This window comes from Dickeya sp. CFBP 2040, from assembly GCF_012273755.1.
Classification (GTDB): Bacteria; Pseudomonadota; Gammaproteobacteria; order Enterobacterales; family Enterobacteriaceae; genus Dickeya; species Dickeya poaceiphila.
Map to the genome: position 1 here is coordinate 239,443 of NZ_JAAVXH010000087.1, position 19,850 is coordinate 259,292.

The 19,850-nt window shown below is 56.6% G+C and carries 17 protein-coding genes and 1 riboswitch; of the genes, 14 read left to right on the forward strand and 3 right to left on the reverse strand.

Going from position 1 to position 19,850, the window contains the following annotated elements; all coding sequences use genetic code 11:
- The first annotated feature begins 205 nt into the window (after window positions 1-205).
- The 5 genes from leuL to leuD all read left to right on the forward strand — a co-directional run bounded on the left by leuL (window position 206) and on the right by leuD (window position 5,065).
- On the forward strand, window positions 206-289 hold the full coding sequence (leuL, locus tag Dpoa2040_RS18525; protein ID WP_128569840.1) for a leu operon leader peptide: 84 nt from the start codon (window positions 206-208) through the stop codon (window positions 287-289).
- Between the two features lie 92 nt (window positions 290-381).
- A complete protein-coding gene (gene leuA, locus Dpoa2040_RS12775) occupies window positions 382-1,956 on the forward strand; it encodes a 2-isopropylmalate synthase (protein WP_168641473.1) in 1,575 nt (524 codons plus the stop codon).
- Window positions 1,956-3,047 (forward strand): 3-isopropylmalate dehydrogenase, encoded by a 1,092-nt coding sequence (gene leuB, locus Dpoa2040_RS12780; RefSeq protein WP_168641474.1) that lies wholly within the window; start codon window positions 1,956-1,958, stop codon window positions 3,045-3,047. Before leuA ends, leuB begins: the two co-directional genes overlap by 1 nt.
- Window positions 3,048-3,049: 2 nt before the next feature.
- Entirely contained in the window at window positions 3,050-4,450 is a 1,401-nt protein-coding gene (leuC, locus tag Dpoa2040_RS12785; RefSeq protein WP_168641475.1) for a 3-isopropylmalate dehydratase large subunit, read from the forward strand.
- 12 nt (window positions 4,451-4,462) lie between these two features.
- On the forward strand, window positions 4,463-5,065 hold the full coding sequence (gene leuD, locus Dpoa2040_RS12790; protein ID WP_168641476.1) for a 3-isopropylmalate dehydratase small subunit: 603 nt from the start codon (window positions 4,463-4,465) through the stop codon (window positions 5,063-5,065).
- A 358-nt stretch (window positions 5,066-5,423) separates the two neighbouring features.
- Here leuD and Dpoa2040_RS12795 read toward each other — a convergent pair whose 3' ends face one another.
- The gene (locus Dpoa2040_RS12795; protein ID WP_168641477.1) at window positions 5,424-6,326 is read right to left on the reverse strand and encodes a siderophore-interacting protein; all 903 of its coding nucleotides are present in this window, start codon (window positions 6,324-6,326) and stop codon (window positions 5,424-5,426) included.
- Window positions 6,327-6,566: 240 nt separating this feature from the next.
- On the opposite strand from Dpoa2040_RS12795, the gene tnaC reads away from it, so the two are divergent.
- Together tnaC and tnaA are read left to right on the forward strand one after the other, a co-directional pair.
- The gene (tnaC, locus tag Dpoa2040_RS12800) at window positions 6,567-6,677 is read left to right on the forward strand and encodes a tryptophanase leader peptide (RefSeq protein ID WP_071603311.1); all 111 of its coding nucleotides are present in this window, start codon (window positions 6,567-6,569) and stop codon (window positions 6,675-6,677) included.
- A gap of 100 nt (window positions 6,678-6,777) precedes the next feature.
- A complete protein-coding gene (gene tnaA / locus Dpoa2040_RS12805; RefSeq protein ID WP_168641478.1) occupies window positions 6,778-8,178 on the forward strand; it encodes a tryptophanase in 1,401 nt (466 codons plus the stop codon).
- Between the two features lie 128 nt (window positions 8,179-8,306).
- On the opposite strand, the gene sgrT is transcribed toward tnaA, so the two are convergent.
- Window positions 8,307-8,507 carry a glucose uptake inhibitor SgrT gene (gene sgrT, locus Dpoa2040_RS12810; protein WP_227983112.1) on the reverse strand — a complete coding sequence of 67 codons (201 nt, stop codon included), beginning with the start codon at window positions 8,505-8,507 and terminating at the stop codon, window positions 8,307-8,309.
- A 194-nt stretch (window positions 8,508-8,701) separates the two neighbouring features.
- On the opposite strand from sgrT, the gene sgrR reads away from it, so the two are divergent.
- The 6 genes from sgrR to ilvN all read left to right on the forward strand — a co-directional run bounded on the left by sgrR (window position 8,702) and on the right by ilvN (window position 16,205).
- Window positions 8,702-10,369, forward strand: coding sequence for an HTH-type transcriptional regulator SgrR (gene sgrR, locus Dpoa2040_RS12815; protein WP_042872810.1), 1,668 nt, complete (start codon window positions 8,702-8,704; stop codon window positions 10,367-10,369).
- 56 nt (window positions 10,370-10,425) lie between these two features.
- A riboswitch (TPP riboswitch) is annotated at window positions 10,426-10,580 on the forward strand.
- A 43-nt stretch (window positions 10,581-10,623) separates the two neighbouring features.
- The gene (gene thiB, locus Dpoa2040_RS12820; RefSeq protein WP_042872812.1) at window positions 10,624-11,607 is read left to right on the forward strand and encodes a thiamine ABC transporter substrate binding subunit; all 984 of its coding nucleotides are present in this window, start codon (window positions 10,624-10,626) and stop codon (window positions 11,605-11,607) included.
- Window positions 11,583-13,193, forward strand: a complete 1,611-nt coding sequence (gene thiP, locus Dpoa2040_RS12825) for a thiamine/thiamine pyrophosphate ABC transporter permease ThiP (RefSeq protein WP_042872814.1) — start codon at window positions 11,583-11,585, stop codon at window positions 13,191-13,193. Before thiB ends, thiP begins: the two co-directional genes overlap by 25 nt.
- On the forward strand, window positions 13,177-13,869 hold the full coding sequence (gene thiQ, locus Dpoa2040_RS12830) for a thiamine ABC transporter ATP-binding protein ThiQ (RefSeq protein ID WP_042872815.1): 693 nt from the start codon (window positions 13,177-13,179) through the stop codon (window positions 13,867-13,869). The genes thiP and thiQ overlap by 17 nt, the downstream gene beginning before the upstream one ends.
- Window positions 13,870-14,243: 374 nt before the next feature.
- Window positions 14,244-15,908 carry an acetolactate synthase large subunit gene (ilvB, locus tag Dpoa2040_RS12835; protein ID WP_168641479.1) on the forward strand — a complete coding sequence of 555 codons (1,665 nt, stop codon included), beginning with the start codon at window positions 14,244-14,246 and terminating at the stop codon, window positions 15,906-15,908.
- Window positions 15,909-15,911: 3 nt separating this feature from the next.
- Window positions 15,912-16,205: an acetolactate synthase small subunit gene (gene ilvN / locus Dpoa2040_RS12840; protein WP_042872818.1), complete on the forward strand. Its 294-nt coding sequence runs from the start codon at window positions 15,912-15,914 to the stop codon at window positions 16,203-16,205.
- 41 nt (window positions 16,206-16,246) lie between these two features.
- Here ilvN and Dpoa2040_RS12845 read toward each other — a convergent pair whose 3' ends face one another.
- Window positions 16,247-17,017, reverse strand: coding sequence for a DedA family protein (locus Dpoa2040_RS12845; RefSeq protein ID WP_168641480.1), 771 nt, complete (start codon window positions 17,015-17,017; stop codon window positions 16,247-16,249).
- A gap of 203 nt (window positions 17,018-17,220) precedes the next feature.
- On the opposite strand from Dpoa2040_RS12845, the gene Dpoa2040_RS12850 reads away from it, so the two are divergent.
- Entirely contained in the window at window positions 17,221-19,593 is a 2,373-nt protein-coding gene (locus Dpoa2040_RS12850) for a DNA polymerase II (protein WP_168641481.1), read from the forward strand.
- Window positions 19,594-19,850: the final 257 nt, after the last annotated feature.

The following is a 19,850-nucleotide window of genomic DNA, read 5'->3' on the forward strand; positions in this document are numbered from 1 at the left end:
AAATGATAGGGTAAAAATTGGGCAGGCAGTCTACCGCGCCCACCCTCGACCTCAAAGCCCTTTCCACTGCTTTTCCGTTAGGAGTGTGATCTATCAGGCACCGGGCTGCCCTGCGCTGGCATCCAGTGATTGACATCCTGACTGGAATCAAGTACCAATAATAACAGAACTGAATTTTCAACTTACTATTGGACAATGAAACAGCATGTTTAATTTCGCTCTCCTACCAGGCCTACTACTAAACGCATCTCACGTGCGCGGTATGCCGGTGGGCGAAATCCAAAGCTGATTTCAGGTCACACCTCATAAAAACCCGCGCCATTGCGCGGGTTTTTTTTTACTCGCCGGGCGCCAAAGCAAACAGAACAAGGAACCAGACCGATGAACCAACAAGTGATTATTTTCGATACCACGTTGCGTGACGGTGAGCAAGCGTTGCAGGCCAGCCTGAGCGTGAAGGAAAAGCTCCAGATTGCCCTGGCGCTGGAAAGGATGGGCGTCGATGTAATGGAAGTCGGTTTTCCCGTCTCCTCTCCCGGCGATTTCGAATCCGTACAGACCATCGCCCGTAACATCAAAAACAGTCGTGTTTGCGCCCTTGCCCGCTGCGTTGAAAAAGACATTGATGTGGCGGCTGAATCCTTGCGCGTTGCCGAGGCATTCCGTATCCATACCTTTATCGCCACCTCGCCGATGCATATCGCCACTAAACTGCGCAGCACGCTGGATGACGTCATCGAACGGGCGACTTACATGATCAAACGCGCCCGCAACTATACCGACGATGTGGAATTTTCCTGTGAAGACGCTGGCCGTACCCCTATCGAAGATCTGAGCCGGGTGGTGGAAGCGGCTATCAATGCCGGTGCCCGTACCATCAACATCCCCGACACCGTCGGTTACACGCTGCCGCACGAATTCGGCAACATCATCGCCTCACTGTATCAGCGCGTGCCTAACATTGATAAGGCCATCATTTCCGTACACACCCATGACGATCTCGGTCTGGCCGTGGGCAACGCCATGGCGGCAGTACACGCCGGCGCACGCCAGGTAGAAGGCACGCTGAACGGCATCGGCGAACGTGCTGGCAACTGCGCGCTGGAAGAGGTGATCATGTCGCTCAAAGTTCGCAACCAGTTAATGAACCTGCATACCAGCATCAATCATCAGGAAATCTATCGCACCAGCCAGATAGTCAGCCAGATCTGCAACATGCCGATCCCGGCCAACAAGGCGGTGGTGGGTTCCAACGCCTTCGCTCACTCTTCCGGCATCCATCAGGACGGCGTGCTGAAGAACCGCGAAAACTACGAAATCATGACGCCGGAATCGATTGGCCTGAAAGAAGTGCAGTTGAACCTGACGTCCCGTTCCGGTCGTGCCGCGGTCAAGCACCGCATGGAAGAGATGGGTTATAAAGAAGGCGATTACAATCTGGATACGCTGTACGCCGACTTCCTCAAACTGGCTGACAAGAAAGGCCAGGTGTTCGACTATGATCTGGAAGCACTGGCGTTCATCAACAACCAGCAGGAAAGTTCCGAATTTTATCGTCTGGACTACTTTAGCGTACAGTCTGGCTCTAGTGTGATGGCAACAGCATCCGTCAAATTGTCATGTGGTGACGAGACACTATCTGAAGCCGCTACCGGCAACGGTCCGGTTGATGCGGTGTATCAGGCGATTAACCGTATCACCGGCTACCCGATCAATCTGGTCAAATACCAGTTGTCCGCCAAAGGGCAAGGCAAAGAAGCGCTCGGCCAGGTGGATATCGTGGTGGAATATCAAGAGCGCCGTTTCCACGGCGTGGGTCTGGCGACCGATATCGTCGAATCCTCCGCTAACGCGATGGTTAACGTATTAAACAATATCAAACGTGCACAACTGGTCGAAAAAGAAGTGCAACGTTTGCAGCAACACAACAAACACAACAGTCAGGAAACAGTGTGATGAGCAAGAGTTACCATATCGCCGTCTTACCCGGTGACGGCATCGGCCCGGAAGTGATGGCTCAGGCGTATAAAGTATTGGATGCGGTTCGCCAGCGTTTTGATCTGCGTATCACCACCAGCGAATACGACGTCGGCGGCATCGCCATCGACCGTCAGGGTACGCCGCTGCCGCAGGGCACGGTTGAAGGCTGTGAGCAGGCTGACGCCATTCTGTTCGGCTCGGTCGGCGGCCCGAAATGGGAACATCTGCCGCCGGCAGAGCAACCAGAGCGTGGCGCGCTGCTGCCGCTGCGCAAACATTTTCGCCTGTTCAGCAACCTGCGCCCGGCGCGCTTGTATCAGGGGCTGGAAGCCTTCTGCCCGCTGCGTAGCGACATCGCCGCCAACGGTTTCGACATTCTGTGCGTGCGCGAACTGACCGGCGGCATCTACTTCGGCCAGCCGAAGGGCCGCGAAGGCAGCGGTATGTATGAACGCGCGTTTGATACCGAGGTGTATCACCGTTTCGAAATCGAGCGGATTGCGCGCATCGCCTTTGAGTCGGCGCGCAAACGCCGCAGCATCGTCACCTCCATCGATAAAGCTAACGTGCTGCAAAGCTCGATCATGTGGCGCGAAATCGTCAACGAAATCTCACGCGACTACCCGGATGTCCAGTTGAATCATCTGTACATCGACAACGCCACCATGCAGTTGATTAAAGACCCGTCTCAGTTTGACGTGCTGCTGTGTTCCAACCTGTTCGGCGACATTCTGTCCGACGAGTGCGCAATGATCACCGGTTCGATGGGCATGTTGCCGTCCGCCAGCCTCAACGAGCAGGGCTTTGGTCTGTTCGAACCAGCGGGCGGTTCCGCACCGGATATCGCCGGCAAGAACATCGCCAACCCGATCGCCCAAATTCTGTCCGCCGCGTTGCTGCTGCGCTACAGCCTGGGGGCGGATGACGCCGCCACCGCGATTGAGCAGGCAGTCAACCAGGCGCTGGCGGAAGGTTACCGCACCGGCGATCTGGCTAACGGCGGCAAAGCCGTCACCACCGACGAAATGGGCGATGCCATTGCCCGATTTGTAGCAGAAGGGGCGTAATCATGGGTAAGACCTTATATCAGAAGCTGTTCGATGCACACGTAGTGCATGAAGCACCGAATGAAACCCCGCTGTTGTATATCGACTGCCATCTGGTGCATGAGGTGACCTCGCCGCAAGCATTTGACGGTTTGCGCGCCATGGGCCGTAAAGTCCGTCAGCCGGGCAAAACCTTCGCCACCATGGACCATAACGTGTCCACTCAAACGCGTGACATTAACGCCAGTGGCGAAATGGCGCGCATCCAGATGCAGGAACTGATTAAGAACTGCGCCGAATTTGGCGTACAACTGTATGACCTGAACCACCCATTTCAGGGCATCGTACACGTTATCGGGCCAGAACAAGGTATGACGCTGCCGGGGATGACCATCGTCTGCGGCGACTCCCACACCGCCACCCACGGCGCGTTCGGCGCACTGGCATTCGGTATCGGTACCTCTGAGGTCGAGCATGTACTGGCGACGCAGACACTGAAACAAGGCCGCGCCAAAACCATGAAGATCGAGGTCGTGGGGGATGCGGCACCGGGCATCACCGCTAAAGACATCGTGCTGGCAATCATCGGTAAAACCGGCAGCGCCGGCGGTACTGGCCATGTCGTGGAATTCACCGGAAAAGCTATTGAAGCGCTGAGCATGGAAGGTCGCATGACCCTGTGCAATATGGCGATCGAAATGGGCGCCAAAGCGGGTCTGGTGGCCCCGGACGACACCACCTTCGCTTACCTGAAGGGCCGTCAGTTCGCCCCCACCGGCAGCGGCTGGGACGCCGCAGTAGCATACTGGAAAACCCTGCGTTCCGATGCCGATGCCCACTACGACGCAGTAGTGACATTGAACGCCGCCGATATCGCCCCGCAGGTGACCTGGGGTACTAACCCCGGTCAGGTGATCGCCGTTGACCAAATCATTCCGATGCCGGAATCCTTCAACGACCCGGTGGAACGCGCTTCGGCGGAAAAAGCGCTGGCGTATATGGGCTTGCAGCCGGGTGTAAAACTGACGGAAGTCGCTATCGACAAAGTATTTATCGGTTCCTGCACCAACTCGCGTATTGAAGACTTGCGCGCCGCCGCCGCCATTGCCAAAGGACGCAAAGTGGCCGACGGCGTGCAAGCCTATGTCGTGCCCGGTTCTGGCCCGGTTAAAGCGCAGGCGGAAGCCGAAGGTCTGGACAAGATCTTCCTGGATGCCGGTTTCGAATGGCGTCTGCCCGGTTGCTCCATGTGTCTGGCGATGAATAACGACCGTCTGAATCCGGGCGAGCGCTGCGCGTCTACCAGCAACCGTAACTTTGAAGGGCGTCAGGGCCGTGGCGGTCGTACCCATCTGGTCAGCCCGGCGATGGCGGCTGCGGCAGCGGTTACTGGTCGTTTCGCAGACATTCGTGAACTGAATTAAGAGAGGCAATCCATGGCTAAATTTACCCAACACACTGGTTTGGTGGTGCCGCTGGATGCCGCCAACGTCGATACCGATGCGATTATCCCGAAGCAGTTTCTGCAAAAGGTGACCCGTACCGGTTTCGGTCAGCATCTGTTCCACGACTGGCGTTTTCTGGATGACGCTGGCCAGCAGCCTAACCCGGACTTCGTGCTGAACCAGCCGCGCTATAAAGGTGCCAGCATTCTGCTGGCACGCGAAAACTTCGGCTGCGGCTCTTCCCGCGAGCACGCGCCGTGGGCGCTGACCGACTACGGTTTTAAGGTGGTGATCGCACCGAGCTTTGCCGATATTTTCTACGGCAACTCGTTCAACAACCAACTGTTGCCGGTCAAACTGAGCGATGCCGATATCGACGACCTGTTCAAACTGGTAGCCAGCCATGAAGGCATTACCTTCACCGTGGATCTGGAAGCTCAGCAGGTTAAAGCGGGTGACAACACCTACTCGTTTGAGATAGACAGCTTCCGCCGTCACTGCATGATCAACGGTCTGGACAGCATCGGCCTGACGCTGCAGCACGAGGACGCCATCGCCCGTTACGAGCAGCAACAACCGGCGTTTCTACGCTAGTTTGGCTTTGTGGGCTTTTAAACCACTTAAGTGCAGATAAAGGGTTTTCCGGCGTCAAAAACTGTGCTGAGGTGGGTGACTTCGCCGGGTGAGCGGCATGGATGCCGCGAAAGCCCGTGCCGCGTCTGGAACGCGTCACGGGCGGCCCGAACAGCGAAGGCGAACGCCGAAGGAACCGCGAAGCGGCACAGTTTAGCCCTCAAGCCAGTGGTCAAGGAGAGGCGGCGTCTGAGCCTCTCCTTGTCGTGCGTGCGGCGGTGCTGCAAAGGGAGAATCGACGTTATCGCGCACGAAACCTCCCACCGGTCTTGCATAAACTCGTCAGCAACAAAAACAACGCGGTTGTTTGTCGACAACCTCAATGAGAACGCGGACCACGGCTCCAGTAGGCCATAAAGGTGACGGATTCCTGCGCCAGGCCTTTTTCTGCCAGCAGATACCGGCGCAACGCCTTCACCGCTGAGGATTCAGCCGCTACCCACCCGAAGAACTGCCCTTGCTGCGCACTGGCCGGTTCCCAGACCTTCTCACCATCAGCAATATCCGTCACCATAACAGGGCTTGCCTGCACCTGTGCTGTCGGGCATGACCAATGGCGTGCCGCCTCCAGCAAACGCTCACCATAGGTCGCGCCCGTGCCTTCACGCGGCAACCAGACCACCTCGGCGAACGGCAAATTGCGATAATCGTCAGTGCAATCGGCCTGTAACGGTACTTCGATAAACGCCTGCACCTGCGGTGGGTTATCCTGCTGCGCCAACTGTTCCAGAATGCCTTTGATCGCCGGTAATGCAGTTTCATCGCCCATCAGCAGCACATGACGGGTGTTTTCCGACAGCACCCACTCGTAGCCGCCATTATCACCGGCAAAATCGCCGCGCGGCGCTACCACCTGCAACACTGCACCGGGTTGTGCGCTCAGTACCCAGGCCGAAGCCGGTCCTTCGGTGCCATGCACCACGAATTCCACCACCATTTCGCCAGCGTCGGTATCCAGACTGCGAAGGGTGTAAGTGCGGGGGATTGGGCGTTGTAATTTGGGCATCGCCTGCACCAGCTTATACCACTCGCCGACATCCGGCAGGCGCGGCGGCGTGCCGTCTTCGGCGGGCAGTAACACTTTAATACGTTGATCCGGCGAGCAAATCTTCATCATCTTCACCGCCTCTCCCCTGAATACACAACGCATCAGCGATGGAGTAAGCAATGTTTTGTGAGCCAACCTAACATCAAATACTTTATATTCCTTTACCCCAGCCATAACCCGCCCTTACCTCTTTTTTTAGTGATTCTCCAGCAACACGGTCTGAAAACGATGTACTGATGCCAAACTCCGCACAGTTTTACCATCTAAAATAAGTAATGAGAAATATTATTAATTCAATTTACATTCTCAAATAAACCATGACTTCCCCACTTTGGATTGCCTGTGGGATCACGGTTTTGTCCGGCACTTTTCGCCTATGCTGATTGTTCGTTATTCACGAGATAAGGAGACCTCATGACACGCATCATCCGGTGTTATCGCCTGAGCCTCTCCGGCGACTGTCGCCCCTGGTTCAACATCGACCACCGCCTTACCGACGATTTCCCACGCTCGTTTCATGCCTGATTCAGCCTGACGCTGATTTTTCCCCTTTTATTTCAATTTATTATTTTTGACGTCATACAGCGGCAAACCTGCCTGCTGACTGGCGTCATGGAGATATTGCATGAAACGCATCCCTGAACCTTTTCGCATCAAAATGGTAGAAAACATCCGTATGACCACCCGCGACGACCGGGAAAAAGCCTTGCAGGAAGCAGGCTATAACCCGTTTTTGTTGCGCAGCGAGGATGTCTACATCGACCTGCTGACCGACTCCGGCACCGGCGCCATGAGCGACCGTCAGTGGGCAGGGTTGATGATGGGCGACGAAGCCTACGCCGGGTCGCGCAACTACTACCATCTGTGTGAAAAAGTACAAACGCTGCTGGGGTATCCGTTTACCATTCCTACCCATCAGGGGCGTGGGGCAGAACAGATTCTGTTCCCGTGTCTGATAGCCAAAAAGCAGCGTGCAGGTGGCGGTAAAAAACCGGTGTTTATTTCTAACTTCCATTTCGACACCACCGCTGCCCATGTGGAGCTGAACGGCGCGCGCGCCATCAACGTGGTGACACCAAAAGCCTTCGACACCACCACCTATTACGACTGGAAAGGCGATTTCGACCTTGACCTGTTACAGACCACCATCGAGCAACACGGTGCGGACAACGTCGTGGCCATCATCACCACCGTCACCTGCAACAGCTCCGGCGGCCAGCCGATTTCAATGGGCAATATGCGTGAGGTGTATCGCATCGCGCAGCAACACGGTATTCCGGTGGTGATCGACTCCGCACGCTTCTGTGAAAATGCCTGGTTTATTAAACAACGTGAAGCCGGTTATGAGAACCGCTCGATCAAAGCGATCGTCCATGAGATGTACCAATACGGCGACATGCTCACCATGTCAGCGAAGAAGGACCCGATGGTGAACATTGGCGGCCTGTGCTGTTTTCGCAGCGACGAAGAGCTGTTCAACGAGGTGCGCATTCGCTGTGTGCCAATGGAAGGGTTCGTCACTTACGGCGGACTGGCTGGGCGCGACATGGAAGCACTGGCCATCGGTCTGGAAGAAGGCATGAACGAAGATTATCTGACTTACCGCATCGGTCAGGTGACCTACCTTGGCGAACGCCTGCGCGCCGGTGGTATCCCAATTCAGTACCCGGTAGGTGGGCACGCGGTGTTTGTCGATGCGAAAAAGCTGCTGCCGCATATCCCGGCGGAACAGTTCCCGGCACAAGCGCTGAATAACGAGCTGTATCTGGAAGCGGGCATTCGCAGCGTAGAAATCGGCTCATTACTGCTGGGACGGGACCCGGATACTGGCGAACAGAAACCCTCGCCGCTGGAACTGCTGCGCCTGACCATTCCACGCCGGGTGTATACCAACGATCACATGGATTACATCGCCGATTCGTTGATTGCACTCAAGGAGAGAGCCAGCAGCATCAAAGGGCTGACCTTCACCTATGAGCCGCCGGTATTGCGCCACTTTGTCGCCCGGCTGAAACCGGTGGAATAACACGCCACCAGAAAACCTGCCATAAAAAAGCCAGCGGAACACGCCGCTGGCTGGTGAACAGCACCATTACTCAGAACACTACGGCGGTTTCCCGCCGACGTTCTCACTCTCATTTGATGCCGTCAGCTTTACAGCCAGCGACGATAGTCTTCCTCCTCCATATCCTGGATCTGCCACTGCGTAACCTGTAACAGCAATGCCATTCGCTGGGTAGCGGTGAGTACACCCCATCCCCGACGACAGCCTCGGCAAAGCCAGCGACGATATACCCTAAATAATTCGAGTTGCAGGAAGGCGGCGACGCAGAGAATCCCCAGGAGCTTACTCAAGTAAGTGACTGGGGTGAGCGAGGAAAGCCAACGCACCTGCAACTTGAAGTATGACGGGTATAAAAGCGGAATAACCGGCACATATAGCCTCCCCTTCACGACGGTTCACGCACAGAACCATTCACTGCTATTCAGTATCCGCGTAATATAGGGAAAAATATATTGATGACCTTGAATCGTGGAGTTCCCCTTTTATGTCCTCCCCTCGCCTGCAACAACAATTCATCCGGTTATGGCAATGCCTGCAAGGTCAGGATACCGATACCACGCTGCAAGAGCTGGCGCTGTTGCTCAGTTGCTCACGCCGTCATGTCCGCTCACTGCTGAGTGCTATGCAGCGACAAGGCTGGCTCACCTGGCAAGCGGAAGCCGGACGCGGTAAACGCTCGCACCTCGGCTTTATCTACACTGGATTGACGCTGCAACAGCAGCGGGCCGAAGACCTGCTGGAGCAGGATCGCATCGACCAGTTGGTACAACTGGTGGGCGACAAAGAAACCGTACGCCAGATGCTACTGTCGCACCTTGGCCGCAGTGTACGGCAAGGACGCCACCTGTTGCGTATCCTGTACTACCGACCCATGCACAACCTGTTGCCCGGCAGTGCGTTACGGCGTTCGGAAACCCACATCGCCCGCCAGATTTTCAGCGGGCTGACCAGCTTAAATGAGGAAAATGGGGAACTGCTGCCGGATATCGCTCACCACTGGCAGGCGCTGTCGCCGCGGCACTGGCGTTTCTATTTGCGCCCGGCGATTCGTTTTCACCATGGTCGGGAACTGACCATGGAGGACGTGATCGCCTCGTTGTCCCGGCTGAAGACGCTACCGCTGTTCTCCCATTTAACCGATATATCGTCACCGACACCGTTTGTGCTGGATATCCGGCTCAATACGCCGGACAACTGGCTGCCATGGTTGCTCGGCAGCGTACCGGCGATGATCCTGCCGCAAGAATGGCAAACACTGCCGGATTTTATGCGCCAGCCTGTCGGCACCGGGCCGTATAAAGTGGTACGCAATTCCCCCAATCAGTTAAAAATCGCCGCGTTTGACGATTACTTCGGCTACCGGGCGCTCATTGACGAAGTCAGTATCTGGGTGCTGCCGGACGCGCCGATCATCCCCGCCTGCACGGTCACGCTGCAAGGCGATGACACCATCGATAATGAACTGGAAAATCGGCTTGAAGAAGGCTGCTATTTCCTGCTGTTCGACCGCCGTTCGCCGCAGATGGCAGACCCGGAGGTTCGTCACTGGTTATGTCAGGTACTCAGCCCCGTGGCGATGCTCGGCCTGGCCGATAGCCCGTACCAGAGCGACTGGTCTCCCGCTTATGGCCTGCTGCCGCGCTGGCATCACAGCCCACCGCGGGCAGTGCGGGAAAAACCCGTCGGCCTGACGCACCTCACCCTCACCAGCTATCGCGATCACCCCGAATACGCGGTGATAAGCAGCATCATAGGCCGTCTGCTGGCATCGCACGGCGTCACGCTGACGCTACGCAGTCTGGAGTTCGACGTCTGGTGTCAGGGCGCTGACGCCAGCGACCTCTGGCTCGGCAGTGCTAACTTCTACCTGCCGCTGGAATTTTCCCTGTTCGCCATGCTGTATGAACTGCCACTGCTGCGGCATTGTCTGGGGGAAGACGAGCTGGATAACACCGCACGTCAGTGGCGTCAGGGCGAGCTATCACTGGCGGACTGGAGCCAGTCACTGGTCAGCCGCCAGCAGCTTCATCCGCTGTTCCACCACTGGCTGCGGTTGCAAGGGCAAGCCAACATGCGGGGACTGCATATGAACACGCTGGGCTGGTTCGATTTCAAGTCCGCCTGGTTCGCGCCGCCAGCCCCGCCAACATGATCCTCTGCCGCCAGTCATGACGCTTTTACTGATGTGACAAACACTTTACAATAGCGCCGTTCTCAACGGGGTGCGGCCCCAACATTCATGTACGAGCAGTCATGTACGAATAGTCATGTACTAACAATCATGTACGTTTGCGCCGCTGAGAAAATACCCGTCGAACCTGATCCGGTTAATACCGGCGAAGGGATTTGAGACTGCATCCTGCTTGCTCAAAGACCTTTGCCGCCTTCAACAATTTGGAGCGCAAAGTGTTAAAGAAATTACTGTCCTGTCTGTTATTGCTGTCCGCCCCCGTGTTCGCCAAACCGACCCTGACGGTCTACACCTACGATTCGTTCGCCTCGGAGTGGGGTCCCGGCCCGGCGGTCAAAACCGCATTTGAAAAAGAGTGTGACTGCGAACTGAAATTCGTCGCGCTGGAAGATGGCGTCGCGCTGCTCAACCGTCTGCGTATGGAGGGCAAAAATAGCCCGGCGGACGTGGCGCTGGGACTGGATAACAATCTGGTGCAGGCGGCGGCGCAGACCGGCCTGTTCGCCCCGCATGGCGTCAACACCAGCACGCTGACGCTGCCCGGCGGCTGGCACAACGACACCTTCCTGCCCTTCGACTACGGCTATTTCGCCTTCGTCTATAACAAAGACAAGCTGAAAAACCCGCCGAGAAGCCTGCATGAACTGGTGGAAAGCAACCAGTCGTGGAAGGTTATCTACGAAGATCCGCGCACCAGCACACCGGGGCTGGGGTTACTGTTGTGGATGCAAAACGTGTATGGCGACAAAGCACCACAAGCCTGGCAGAAACTGGCGGCGAAAACCGTCACCGTCACCAAAGGCTGGAGCGAAGCCTACGGCCTGTTCCTGAAAGGTGAAGCCGATCTGGTGCTGAGTTACACCACTTCACCGGCTTACCATCTCATCGCCGAGAAGAAAGATAGCTATGCGGCGGCCAATTTCAGCGAAGGCCACTACCTGCAGGTGGAAGTCGCCGCCCAACTGGCTGGCAGTAAAAACCCACAACTGGCAGCACGTTTTCTGCAATTTATGATAAGCCCTGCTGTTCAGCAGATCATTCCGACTACTAACTGGATGTACCCGGTGATCAAAACCGAGTTGCCTGAAGGCTATAACACCCTGACGCGGCCTGCCAGCGCGCTGGAGTTTACCCCACAGCAAGTCGCAGAACAGCGGACGAATTGGGTTCAGGCATGGCAGCGCGCCGTCAGCCGCTGATTCCCGGCTGGCTGTGGCCGGGGCTGCTGGCGGCTGTTTTACTGCTTGGCACCGCCGTGCTGGCGTTCGGCGCACTGTGGCTGGACGCACCCAGCGTGCCCTGGCAGTCGCTGTGGAATGACAGCTACCTCTGGCATGTCATCCGCTTCAGCTTTTGGCAGGCGTTGTTATCGGCACTGCTTTCCACCTTGCCCGCGCTGTTTCTGGCGCGGGCGTTGTATCGCCGCCGTTTTCCCGGCCATCGTCTGTTGCTGCGCCTGTGCGCGATGACGCTGGTGCTGCCGGTGCTGGTGGCGGTATTCGGCATTCTCAGCGTCTATGGACGGGAAGGCTGGCTGGCACGTTTGCTGATGCAGGTGGGCATCGAATACCGGTTTTCGCCTTACGGCTTGCAGGGCATCCTGCTGGCTCATGTCTTTTTTAATCTGCCGCTGGCAACCCGACTGTTCTTGCAGGCGCTGGAAGGCATTGCGACCGAGCAACGCCAGTTGGCAGCACAACTCGGCCTGCGCGGCTGGTACTTCTTCCGTCTGGTGGAATGGCCGTGGCTGCGCCGCCAGCTCTTACCTGCCGGGGCACTGATCTTCATGCTGTGCTTTGCCAGCTTTGCTACCGTGCTGGCGCTGGGTGGCGGCCCGCAGGCGACGACCATCGAACTGGCTATCTATCAGGCGCTCAACTTTGATTATGACCCGGCGCGCGCCGCGCTGTTGGCGCTATTACAGATGGTATGTTGTCTGGGGCTGGTGTTACTCAGCCAGCGACTGAGCCGGTTACTGGCGGTCGGTGTCAGTAATCGCCAGCACTGGCGCGACCCACAAGACAGCCTGTGTAGCCGCGTTGCCGATACGCTGCTGATTACAGCGGTGCTATTACTGCTGCTGCCGCCGCTGCTGGCCGTGGTGGTGGATGGACTAAACCGCTCGCTACCAGACGTGTTGCGCCAGCCCGCTTTATGGCAAACATTCTGGACCTCTCTTGGCATCGCGCTGGCTGCCGGTGCGCTCAGCGTGACATTAACGCTGATGCTGCTGTGGAGCAGCCGGGAGTTGAAACTGCGCCAGCAGCAGTTAGCCGCCCAATTGCTGGATCTGAGCGGAATGCTGATTCTGGCGATGCCAGGCATTGTGCTGGCGTCGGGGTTTTTCCTGCTATTCAATCGCACCATCGGGTTACCCTCTTCCCCTTACGGGCTGGTGGTGCTGACCAATGCGCTGCTGGCTATCCCTTATGCCATGAAAGTGCTGGAAAACCCAATGACTGACGCCGCCGCACGTTACAGCTTGTTGTGTCAGTCACTGGATATTCGTGGCTGGCATCGCCTAAAAGTGGTGGAACTGAAGGCGCTACGCGCCCCCATCGCACAGGCGCTGGCCTTTGCCTCAGTGTTGTCGGTGGGCGATTTCGGCATCATCGCGCTATTTGGCAACGAGCAATTCCGCACCCTGCCGTTTTATCTTTATCAGCAGATTGGTGCTTATCGCAGCGCTGAGGGCGCGGTAACAGCGCTGCTACTGCTATTGCTGTGCTTTATGCTGTTTACCCTGATTGAGAAACTGGCGGGCTTACATGATAGCACTCCATAAGTTGACCTACCTCTACCAACACCTGCCGATGCGCTTCGATTTACAGGTGCAGCCCGGCGAGCGCCTTGCCATTCTGGGTCCAAGCGGCGCGGGTAAAAGCACCCTACTGAGCCTGATCGCCGGTTTCCTACCCGCCGATAGCGGCCAGTTACAGTTGAACGGACAGGATCACGATGCTACACCACCGGCGAAACGCCCGGTGTCGATCCTGTTTCAGGAAAACAATCTGTTTCCCCATCTGACGCTGGCGCAGAATATCGCGCTCGGCCTGCACCCCGGCCTGAAACTGAATGCGGAACAATGGGATACGCTAAGCATGATCGCCAGTCGTATGGGATTATCGGAGCTGCTGGAACGCCTGCCATCACAGGTTTCCGGCGGTCAACGGCAACGAGCGGCGCTGGCGCGCTGCCTGATTCGCCAGCAACCGATCCTGCTGCTGGACGAACCGTTCTCCGCACTCGACCCAGCGTTGCGTCAGGAGATGCTGGCGTTAGTAGACGAAATTTGCCGTGAACGGCGGTTAACGCTGCTGATGGTGTCGCACCAGTTAGAAGATGCCATACGCATCGCGCCGCGCAGCGTACTGGTGGTGGATGGCCGCATCTATCACGACGGCCCGACCGCAGAGCTGGCGCACCACGCGGATGCAGCGAGAATACTCGGTCTGAAATAACAACGCGCCCTTAAAACGTTCTCGATTAAAAAATTCTCGATTAAAAAACGTGACATTAATCGCATTTATGCGGTTTTACCGTGTTGAAACCTTGTCTATTTTTCCGCACTCATGGTTATATGGGAGCGCAAATTAACCAAAACGAACATGAAGGTTACCCGTGAAACACACCACCCCTACTTTCGCACTACTAAACAGCGCCGCGCAGCATGATGCGGTCGTCGTCGTGCGCGTGGTGGTCGTGGTCGGCAGCGCGCCGTAACGGGTTCCGAATCAAACCTGGATTCCAAACCCCGCCGGCGCAAGCCGAGCGGGGTTTCTTTATGTCACCCACCCCGCTCCTCCTGACACCGGCTCTGATAAAGGATATGACTATGCGTTATACAGGAGCTGAGCTGATCATCCGTCTGCTGGAACAGCAAGGCATTACCACTGTAACCGGTATTCCGGGCGGCGCAGCGCTGCCGCTGTACGATGCGTTGGGAAAAAGCCGCACTATTCGCCACGTCCTCGCCCGCCATGAGCAGGGAGCCGGTTTTATCGCTCAGGGAATGGCGCGCGTCAGCGGTAAAGCGGCGGTTTGCATGGCATCCAGCGGACCCGGCGCCACTAACCTGCTCACTGCCATTGCAGACGCCAAGCTCGATTCTATTCCACTGGTGTGCATCACCGCTCAGGTGCCTTCGGGCATGATCGGCACTGATGCTTTTCAGGAAGTGGACACTTACGGCATCTCAATCCCGGTCACCAAACACAACTATCTGGTACGCGACATCAGTGAGCTGCCGCAGGTCATTAATGATGCCTTCCGGCTGGCGCAATCCGGTCGTCCCGGTCCAGTCTGGGTTGACATCCCCAAAGACGTACAAACGGCGACTATCGATCTGGCGGAGCTGCCTGCACCAGCAGTGAAGTCACCCGCTCCCACTGCCGATGCCAGCGACCTAAGCACTGCCGCCGCGATGATCAATCAGGCCAAACGTCCGATCCTGTATCTGGGCGGCGGAATCATCAGCGCCAGTGCGCATCAGCAGGCTATCGAACTGGCGGAACGCGCCGGGTTGCCCACCACCATGACACTGATGGCGCTGGGTGCCATGCCGGTGGATCACCCGCTGTCGCTCGGTATGCTCGGTATGCACGCCGCTCGTTACACCAATATGATCCTGCAGCAATCGGATTTGTTGATTGTGCTGGGCGCACGATTTGATGATCGCGCTATCGGCAAGGCAGAAGAATTCTGCCCGAATGCTCAGGTGATCCATATCGATATCGATCCGGCGGAACTCGGTAAGATCCGCCAGCCACACGTGGCGATCCACGCCGATGTGGCGCAGGCGCTGGACCAGTTACTGCCGCTTGTCGAGCGTCAGCCGCGTGCCGACTGGCTCGATCAGGTGCGCGCCCTGCAACGCGATTTCCCATTCAATATGCCAAACGCCGACGATCCGCTCAGCCATTACGGGTTGATCCGCGCCGTAGCGGATCAGCTGGACGATCAGGCCATCATCACCACTGACGTAGGCCAGCACCAGATGTGGGTGGCGCAAGCCTACCCGCTGCGGCGCTCACGCCAATGGTTGACCTCCGGCGGACTGGGGACGATGGGTTTTGGCGTGCCTGCGGCTATCGGCGCAGCACTGGCGGAACCGCAGCGTACCGTAGTCTGTTTTTCCGGCGATGGCAGCCTGATGATGAACATTCAGGAAATGGCGACTGCCGTGGAAGAGAACCTGAACGTAAAAATCGTACTGATGAACAACCAGTCGCTGGGGTTGGTGCACCAGCAGCAGGAGCTGTTCTATCAGCGAAACTTCGTAGCGTCTGACTACCGGTATCAGACCAACTTTCTGGCGATTGCCTCCGGATTCGGTTTTGCCACCTGCGATCTCAACGCGGTTGAAAATCCACAAGCCGCCCTGCGCGACGCCCTGCAACGGCCCGGCCCGACGTTGATCCATGCCGTTATCGACATCAACGAGAAAGTATTCCCGATGGTACCGCCGGGTGCCGCCAATATTGAGATGATTGGAGATTAAATTATGCAGACTTCATCGACGACTGCACAGGTCACGCTGGAACTCTCGGTACGCAACCATCCGGGTGTGATGTCGCACGTATGTGGGCTGTTCGCCCGCCGCGCGTTCAACGTGGAAGGCATCATGTGTATGCCGCTGCCGGACAGCGATCAAAGCCGCATCTGGCTACTGGTAAAAGACGATCAGCGTCTGGCGCAGATGATAAGTCAGGTAGAAAAGCTGGAAGACGTGTTGCAGGTGACTCGCCACGGCGAAGAGATGCGAATCTTTGATCAGGTGGCAGAATTTTACCGCTAACCGATGGGATGCGATACCGGGAAAACCGGTATCGCGCTCGCTCATTTATCCATTAGAATCTGCCACAACAGGTGTCGGTAAACCGGCATCAACGGATGCTGCCACAACTGCCACAGACTGATGACCGCGATAACCGCCGTCAATGGTGCCAGCCAGCGCAGGCGCGCCAGTGTCAGCCAACCGGCTAATTCAGCGTTGGCGCCACGATGCACACGCCACCATCGCCACAGCAGCCAGCCCGCACTCCACAGCAACATCGCCGTGATCAACAGCAGCCATTTAAAGCCGCTGCTGTCGGCTTGTTTGGGAATATCAATTGCCACGCCCGCCAGAATGCCGGGCATCAGGTAAACCGGCGGCCAGGTGAGACAGCCGATGATATTCGGCAGTGCAAAACGCCGGGGCGACAGCTCCAGCATTCCGGCCACCATCGGGATCAACGGGCGAGTCGGGCCAAAAAACCGCCCAATCAGAATGGTCGCCATATTGTGCTGATGCAGCATCTTTTCGGTACGATACACATAAGCTCGATGTTTTTGCAGGAAAGACCAGTTATGCAGCTTCTCCTTAAAACGCCAGCCAATGAAGAAGGAAATCCAGTCTCCCAGCAGGCAACCGATAATGCCCATGCCCCAGGCAGGATATAGCCCCATATCGCCGCTGCCGATAAATGCTCCCAGCGATGCCATCATCAGCGTGCCGGGCAACAAGAGTCCCACCAACGCCAACGACTCCAGAAACGCCACCAACAGTACTGCCGTCAGTGAATACGCTAACGATTGAGTGATCAGATGCTCCAGCCAGGCTTCCATAATTCTCTACATTTCTGCATTTTTTATAACCAAAGATAACCGGATGATAGCAGGAAACAACGGGAATAGGGTGTGGTCTTCTTTCTGCAACGGCTTGACAGCACAGTAGACAGCGCTATTGAGAACGGCGCTAAAACTGGACAAAAACTGTATATATATACATAATTTGTTGCATTACTCCACTGACCTTCTGACTATACGCTATGACCCTTTCCCCACCGCGTCAGGGCTTTGTATTGACCCGCCACTGGCAGGATACCCCTGCCGGGATTCAGGTCGAATGCTGGCTGGCAACCGATGACGGTCCCTGCCGGATCAGGTTATCGCCGCAGCAGGCGGTGGCGTTTGTACCGATGCGACATCAGGCACAAATCACCCAACTGTTAAGTAGTGAAAAGCACTGGCAATTACGACCGCTGGCGCTGAAAAACTTCCACCACGAACCGCAACTGGGGCTGTACTGTCTGCACTACCGCCAGTTGTTACGTCTGGAGAAGAAACTTCAGGAAGCGGGAATCCCGGTATACGAGGCAGATATCCGCCCGCCGGAGCGGCTTCTGATGGAGCGGTTTATCACCGCGCCGGTCTGGTTTAGCGGCGAAGAAACCACTGGTGGGCTGATTGACAACGTCAAATTGAAACCTGCGCCCGACTACCGCCCGTCACTCAAAACCGTATCGCTGGATATCGAAACCAGCCGCCACGGCGAACTTTACTGTATCGGTCTGGAAGGGTGTGGTCAGCGTCAGGTATTTATGTTAGGACCAGAAAACGGCATCCCCAGCGACGCTGGCGACCTGACGCTGGAATACGTCGCCAGTCGTCCACAACTGCTGGAAAAACTCAATCAGTGGCTGCACACCTACGACCCGGATGTGATTATCGGCTGGAATCTGGTGCAGTTTGACCTGCGGGTATTGCAGCAACACGCCGAGCGCTACCGTATTCCATTACGGTTCGGACGCGACGGTCAGGAGATGGAGTGGCGCGAGCATGGCTATCGACAAGGGCATTTTTTCGCCGGTGCGCCGGGTCGGTTGATAGTAGATGGTATTGAAGCGCTGAAATCCGCCACCTGGAATTTTGCCTCGTTCAGCCTGGAGTTTGTCGCCCAGTCGCTGCTTGGCGAAGGAAAAGCCAGTGACAATCCTTACCAGCGGCTGGAAGAAATCGAACAGCGCTTTCAGCAAGACAAACCCGCACTGGCGCGCTACAACCTGAAAGACTGCGAACTGGTGACACGCATCTTTGAGAAAACCCATTTGATCGCTTTTTTGCTGGAGCGCGCCAGCGTAACCGGGCTGGCGGCAGACCGCAGCGGCGGTTCGGTGGCGGCATTTACTCACCTCTACCTGCCGCGTATGCACCGGGCCGGGTTTGTCGCGCCGAACCTCGGCGACGTGCCGCCTGAAGCCAGCCCCGGCGGCTACGTGATGGATTCCCGCCCCGGTCTGTACGATTCGGTGTTGGTACTGGACTATAAAAGCCTCTACCCCTCAATCATTCGCACCTTCCTGATTGACCCGGTCGGGCTGATAACCGGTTTGCAGCAGCCTGATGAGCAGCACGCGGTCGAAGGCTTTCGCGGCGCCTGGTTTTCCCGCCGCCAGCACTGTCTGCCTGCAATTGTCGAAGAGATTTGGCATGAGCGCGACCTCGCCAAGCAGGAAAACAACAAGCCGCTGTCGCAGGCGCTGAAGATCATCATGAATGCATTTTACGGCGTACTGGGGTCGAGCGGTTGCCGCTTTTTCGATCCGCGTCTGGCGTCTTCAATTACCCTGCGTGGCCATGAGATCATGCGCCAGACCCGTTCCCTGATTGAAGCCAAAGGTTATCAGGTGATTTATGGCGATACGGATTCGACCTTTGTCTGGCTTAAGCGTGCTCACCACGAGGACGAAGCAAACATCATTGGTCGTGAACTGGTGGCCTATATCAACGACTGGTGGCAACAGCACCTGCACCAGCAACACGGCTTGATCAGCGCGCTGGAGATGGAATACGAAACCCACTTCCACCGTTTTCTGATGCCCACGATTCGCGGTGCCGAACTGGGCAGCAAAAAGCGCTATGCCGGTATGACAATAACGGCACAGGGTGAGCAGATGGTGTTCAAAGGGCTGGAAACGGTACGTTCCGACTGGACGCCGCTGTCGCAGCAATTTCAGCAACAACTTTACCAACGCATCTTCCACCGTGAACCGTATCAGGAGTGGGTGCGGGAGTACGTGGCGAAAACGATGAACGGCGAGCACGACGACCTGCTGGTATACCGCAAACGCCTGCGCCATAAACTGAGCGAGTATCAGCGCAATGTGCCGCCGCAAGTTCGCGCCGCCAGAATGGCAGACGACTACAATCACCGGCATGGCAGGCCCTTGCAGTACCAGAACGGCGGCTGGATAAGCTACGTCATTACGGTAAATGGACCGGAACCACTGGAGAATCGCCGCTCGCTGCTGGATTACAACCACTACGTGGAAAAACAACTGCAACCAGTGGCGGATGCTATTCTGCCTTTCATTCACGATGATTTTGCTACACTGATTACCGGGCAGATGGGGCTATTTTGACAATCTGATGGTGCCTGACAGGTGACGAACAGTCCACCATCCAGTACCATAGCGCCCTTTCAAAAATATCAGGCGTGAGTCCGCGTCTGTCGGTTAGACAACGGTCAATTACATCTGGGGCGCCCCCCACACCCGCATCACAGGCTGTGCGCGACACCATCACTGTCGTGCAGGGCGGGTAAGGTATTGCCGAACGCAGGGGTCGGCGGCCTCCTGTTCAGACATTCTCCAACAACGACGAGTATCGAGCTTAGAAT

What these genes read in the sequence shown, in the direction of transcription:
- leuL (WP_128569840.1), top strand. Translation starts at nt 206, where the DNA reads ATGTTTAATTTCGCTCTCCTACCAGGCCTACTACTAAACGCATCTCAC.
- leuA (WP_168641473.1), top strand. Translation starts at nt 382, where the DNA reads ATGAACCAACAAGTGATTATTTTCGATACCACGTTGCGTGACGGTGAG.
- leuB (WP_168641474.1), top strand. Translation starts at nt 1,956, where the DNA reads ATGAGCAAGAGTTACCATATCGCCGTCTTACCCGGTGACGGCATCGGC.
- leuC (WP_168641475.1), top strand. Translation starts at nt 3,050, where the DNA reads ATGGGTAAGACCTTATATCAGAAGCTGTTCGATGCACACGTAGTGCAT.
- leuD (WP_168641476.1), top strand. Translation starts at nt 4,463, where the DNA reads ATGGCTAAATTTACCCAACACACTGGTTTGGTGGTGCCGCTGGATGCC.
- Dpoa2040_RS12795 (WP_168641477.1), bottom strand. Translation starts at nt 6,326, where the DNA reads ATGGCTGGGGTAAAGGAATATAAAGTATTTGATGTTAGGTTGGCTCAC.
- tnaC (WP_071603311.1), top strand. Translation starts at nt 6,567, where the DNA reads ATGACACGCATCATCCGGTGTTATCGCCTGAGCCTCTCCGGCGACTGT.
- tnaA (WP_168641478.1), top strand. Translation starts at nt 6,778, where the DNA reads ATGAAACGCATCCCTGAACCTTTTCGCATCAAAATGGTAGAAAACATC.
- sgrR (WP_042872810.1), top strand. Translation starts at nt 8,702, where the DNA reads ATGTCCTCCCCTCGCCTGCAACAACAATTCATCCGGTTATGGCAATGC.
- thiP (WP_042872814.1), top strand. Translation starts at nt 11,583, where the DNA reads ATGGCAGCGCGCCGTCAGCCGCTGATTCCCGGCTGGCTGTGGCCGGGG.
- thiQ (WP_042872815.1), top strand. Translation starts at nt 13,177, where the DNA reads ATGATAGCACTCCATAAGTTGACCTACCTCTACCAACACCTGCCGATG.
- ilvB (WP_168641479.1), top strand. Translation starts at nt 14,244, where the DNA reads ATGCGTTATACAGGAGCTGAGCTGATCATCCGTCTGCTGGAACAGCAA.
- ilvN (WP_042872818.1), top strand. Translation starts at nt 15,912, where the DNA reads ATGCAGACTTCATCGACGACTGCACAGGTCACGCTGGAACTCTCGGTA.
- Dpoa2040_RS12845 (WP_168641480.1), bottom strand. Translation starts at nt 17,017, where the DNA reads ATGGAAGCCTGGCTGGAGCATCTGATCACTCAATCGTTAGCGTATTCA.
- Dpoa2040_RS12850 (WP_168641481.1), top strand. Translation starts at nt 17,221, where the DNA reads ATGACCCTTTCCCCACCGCGTCAGGGCTTTGTATTGACCCGCCACTGG.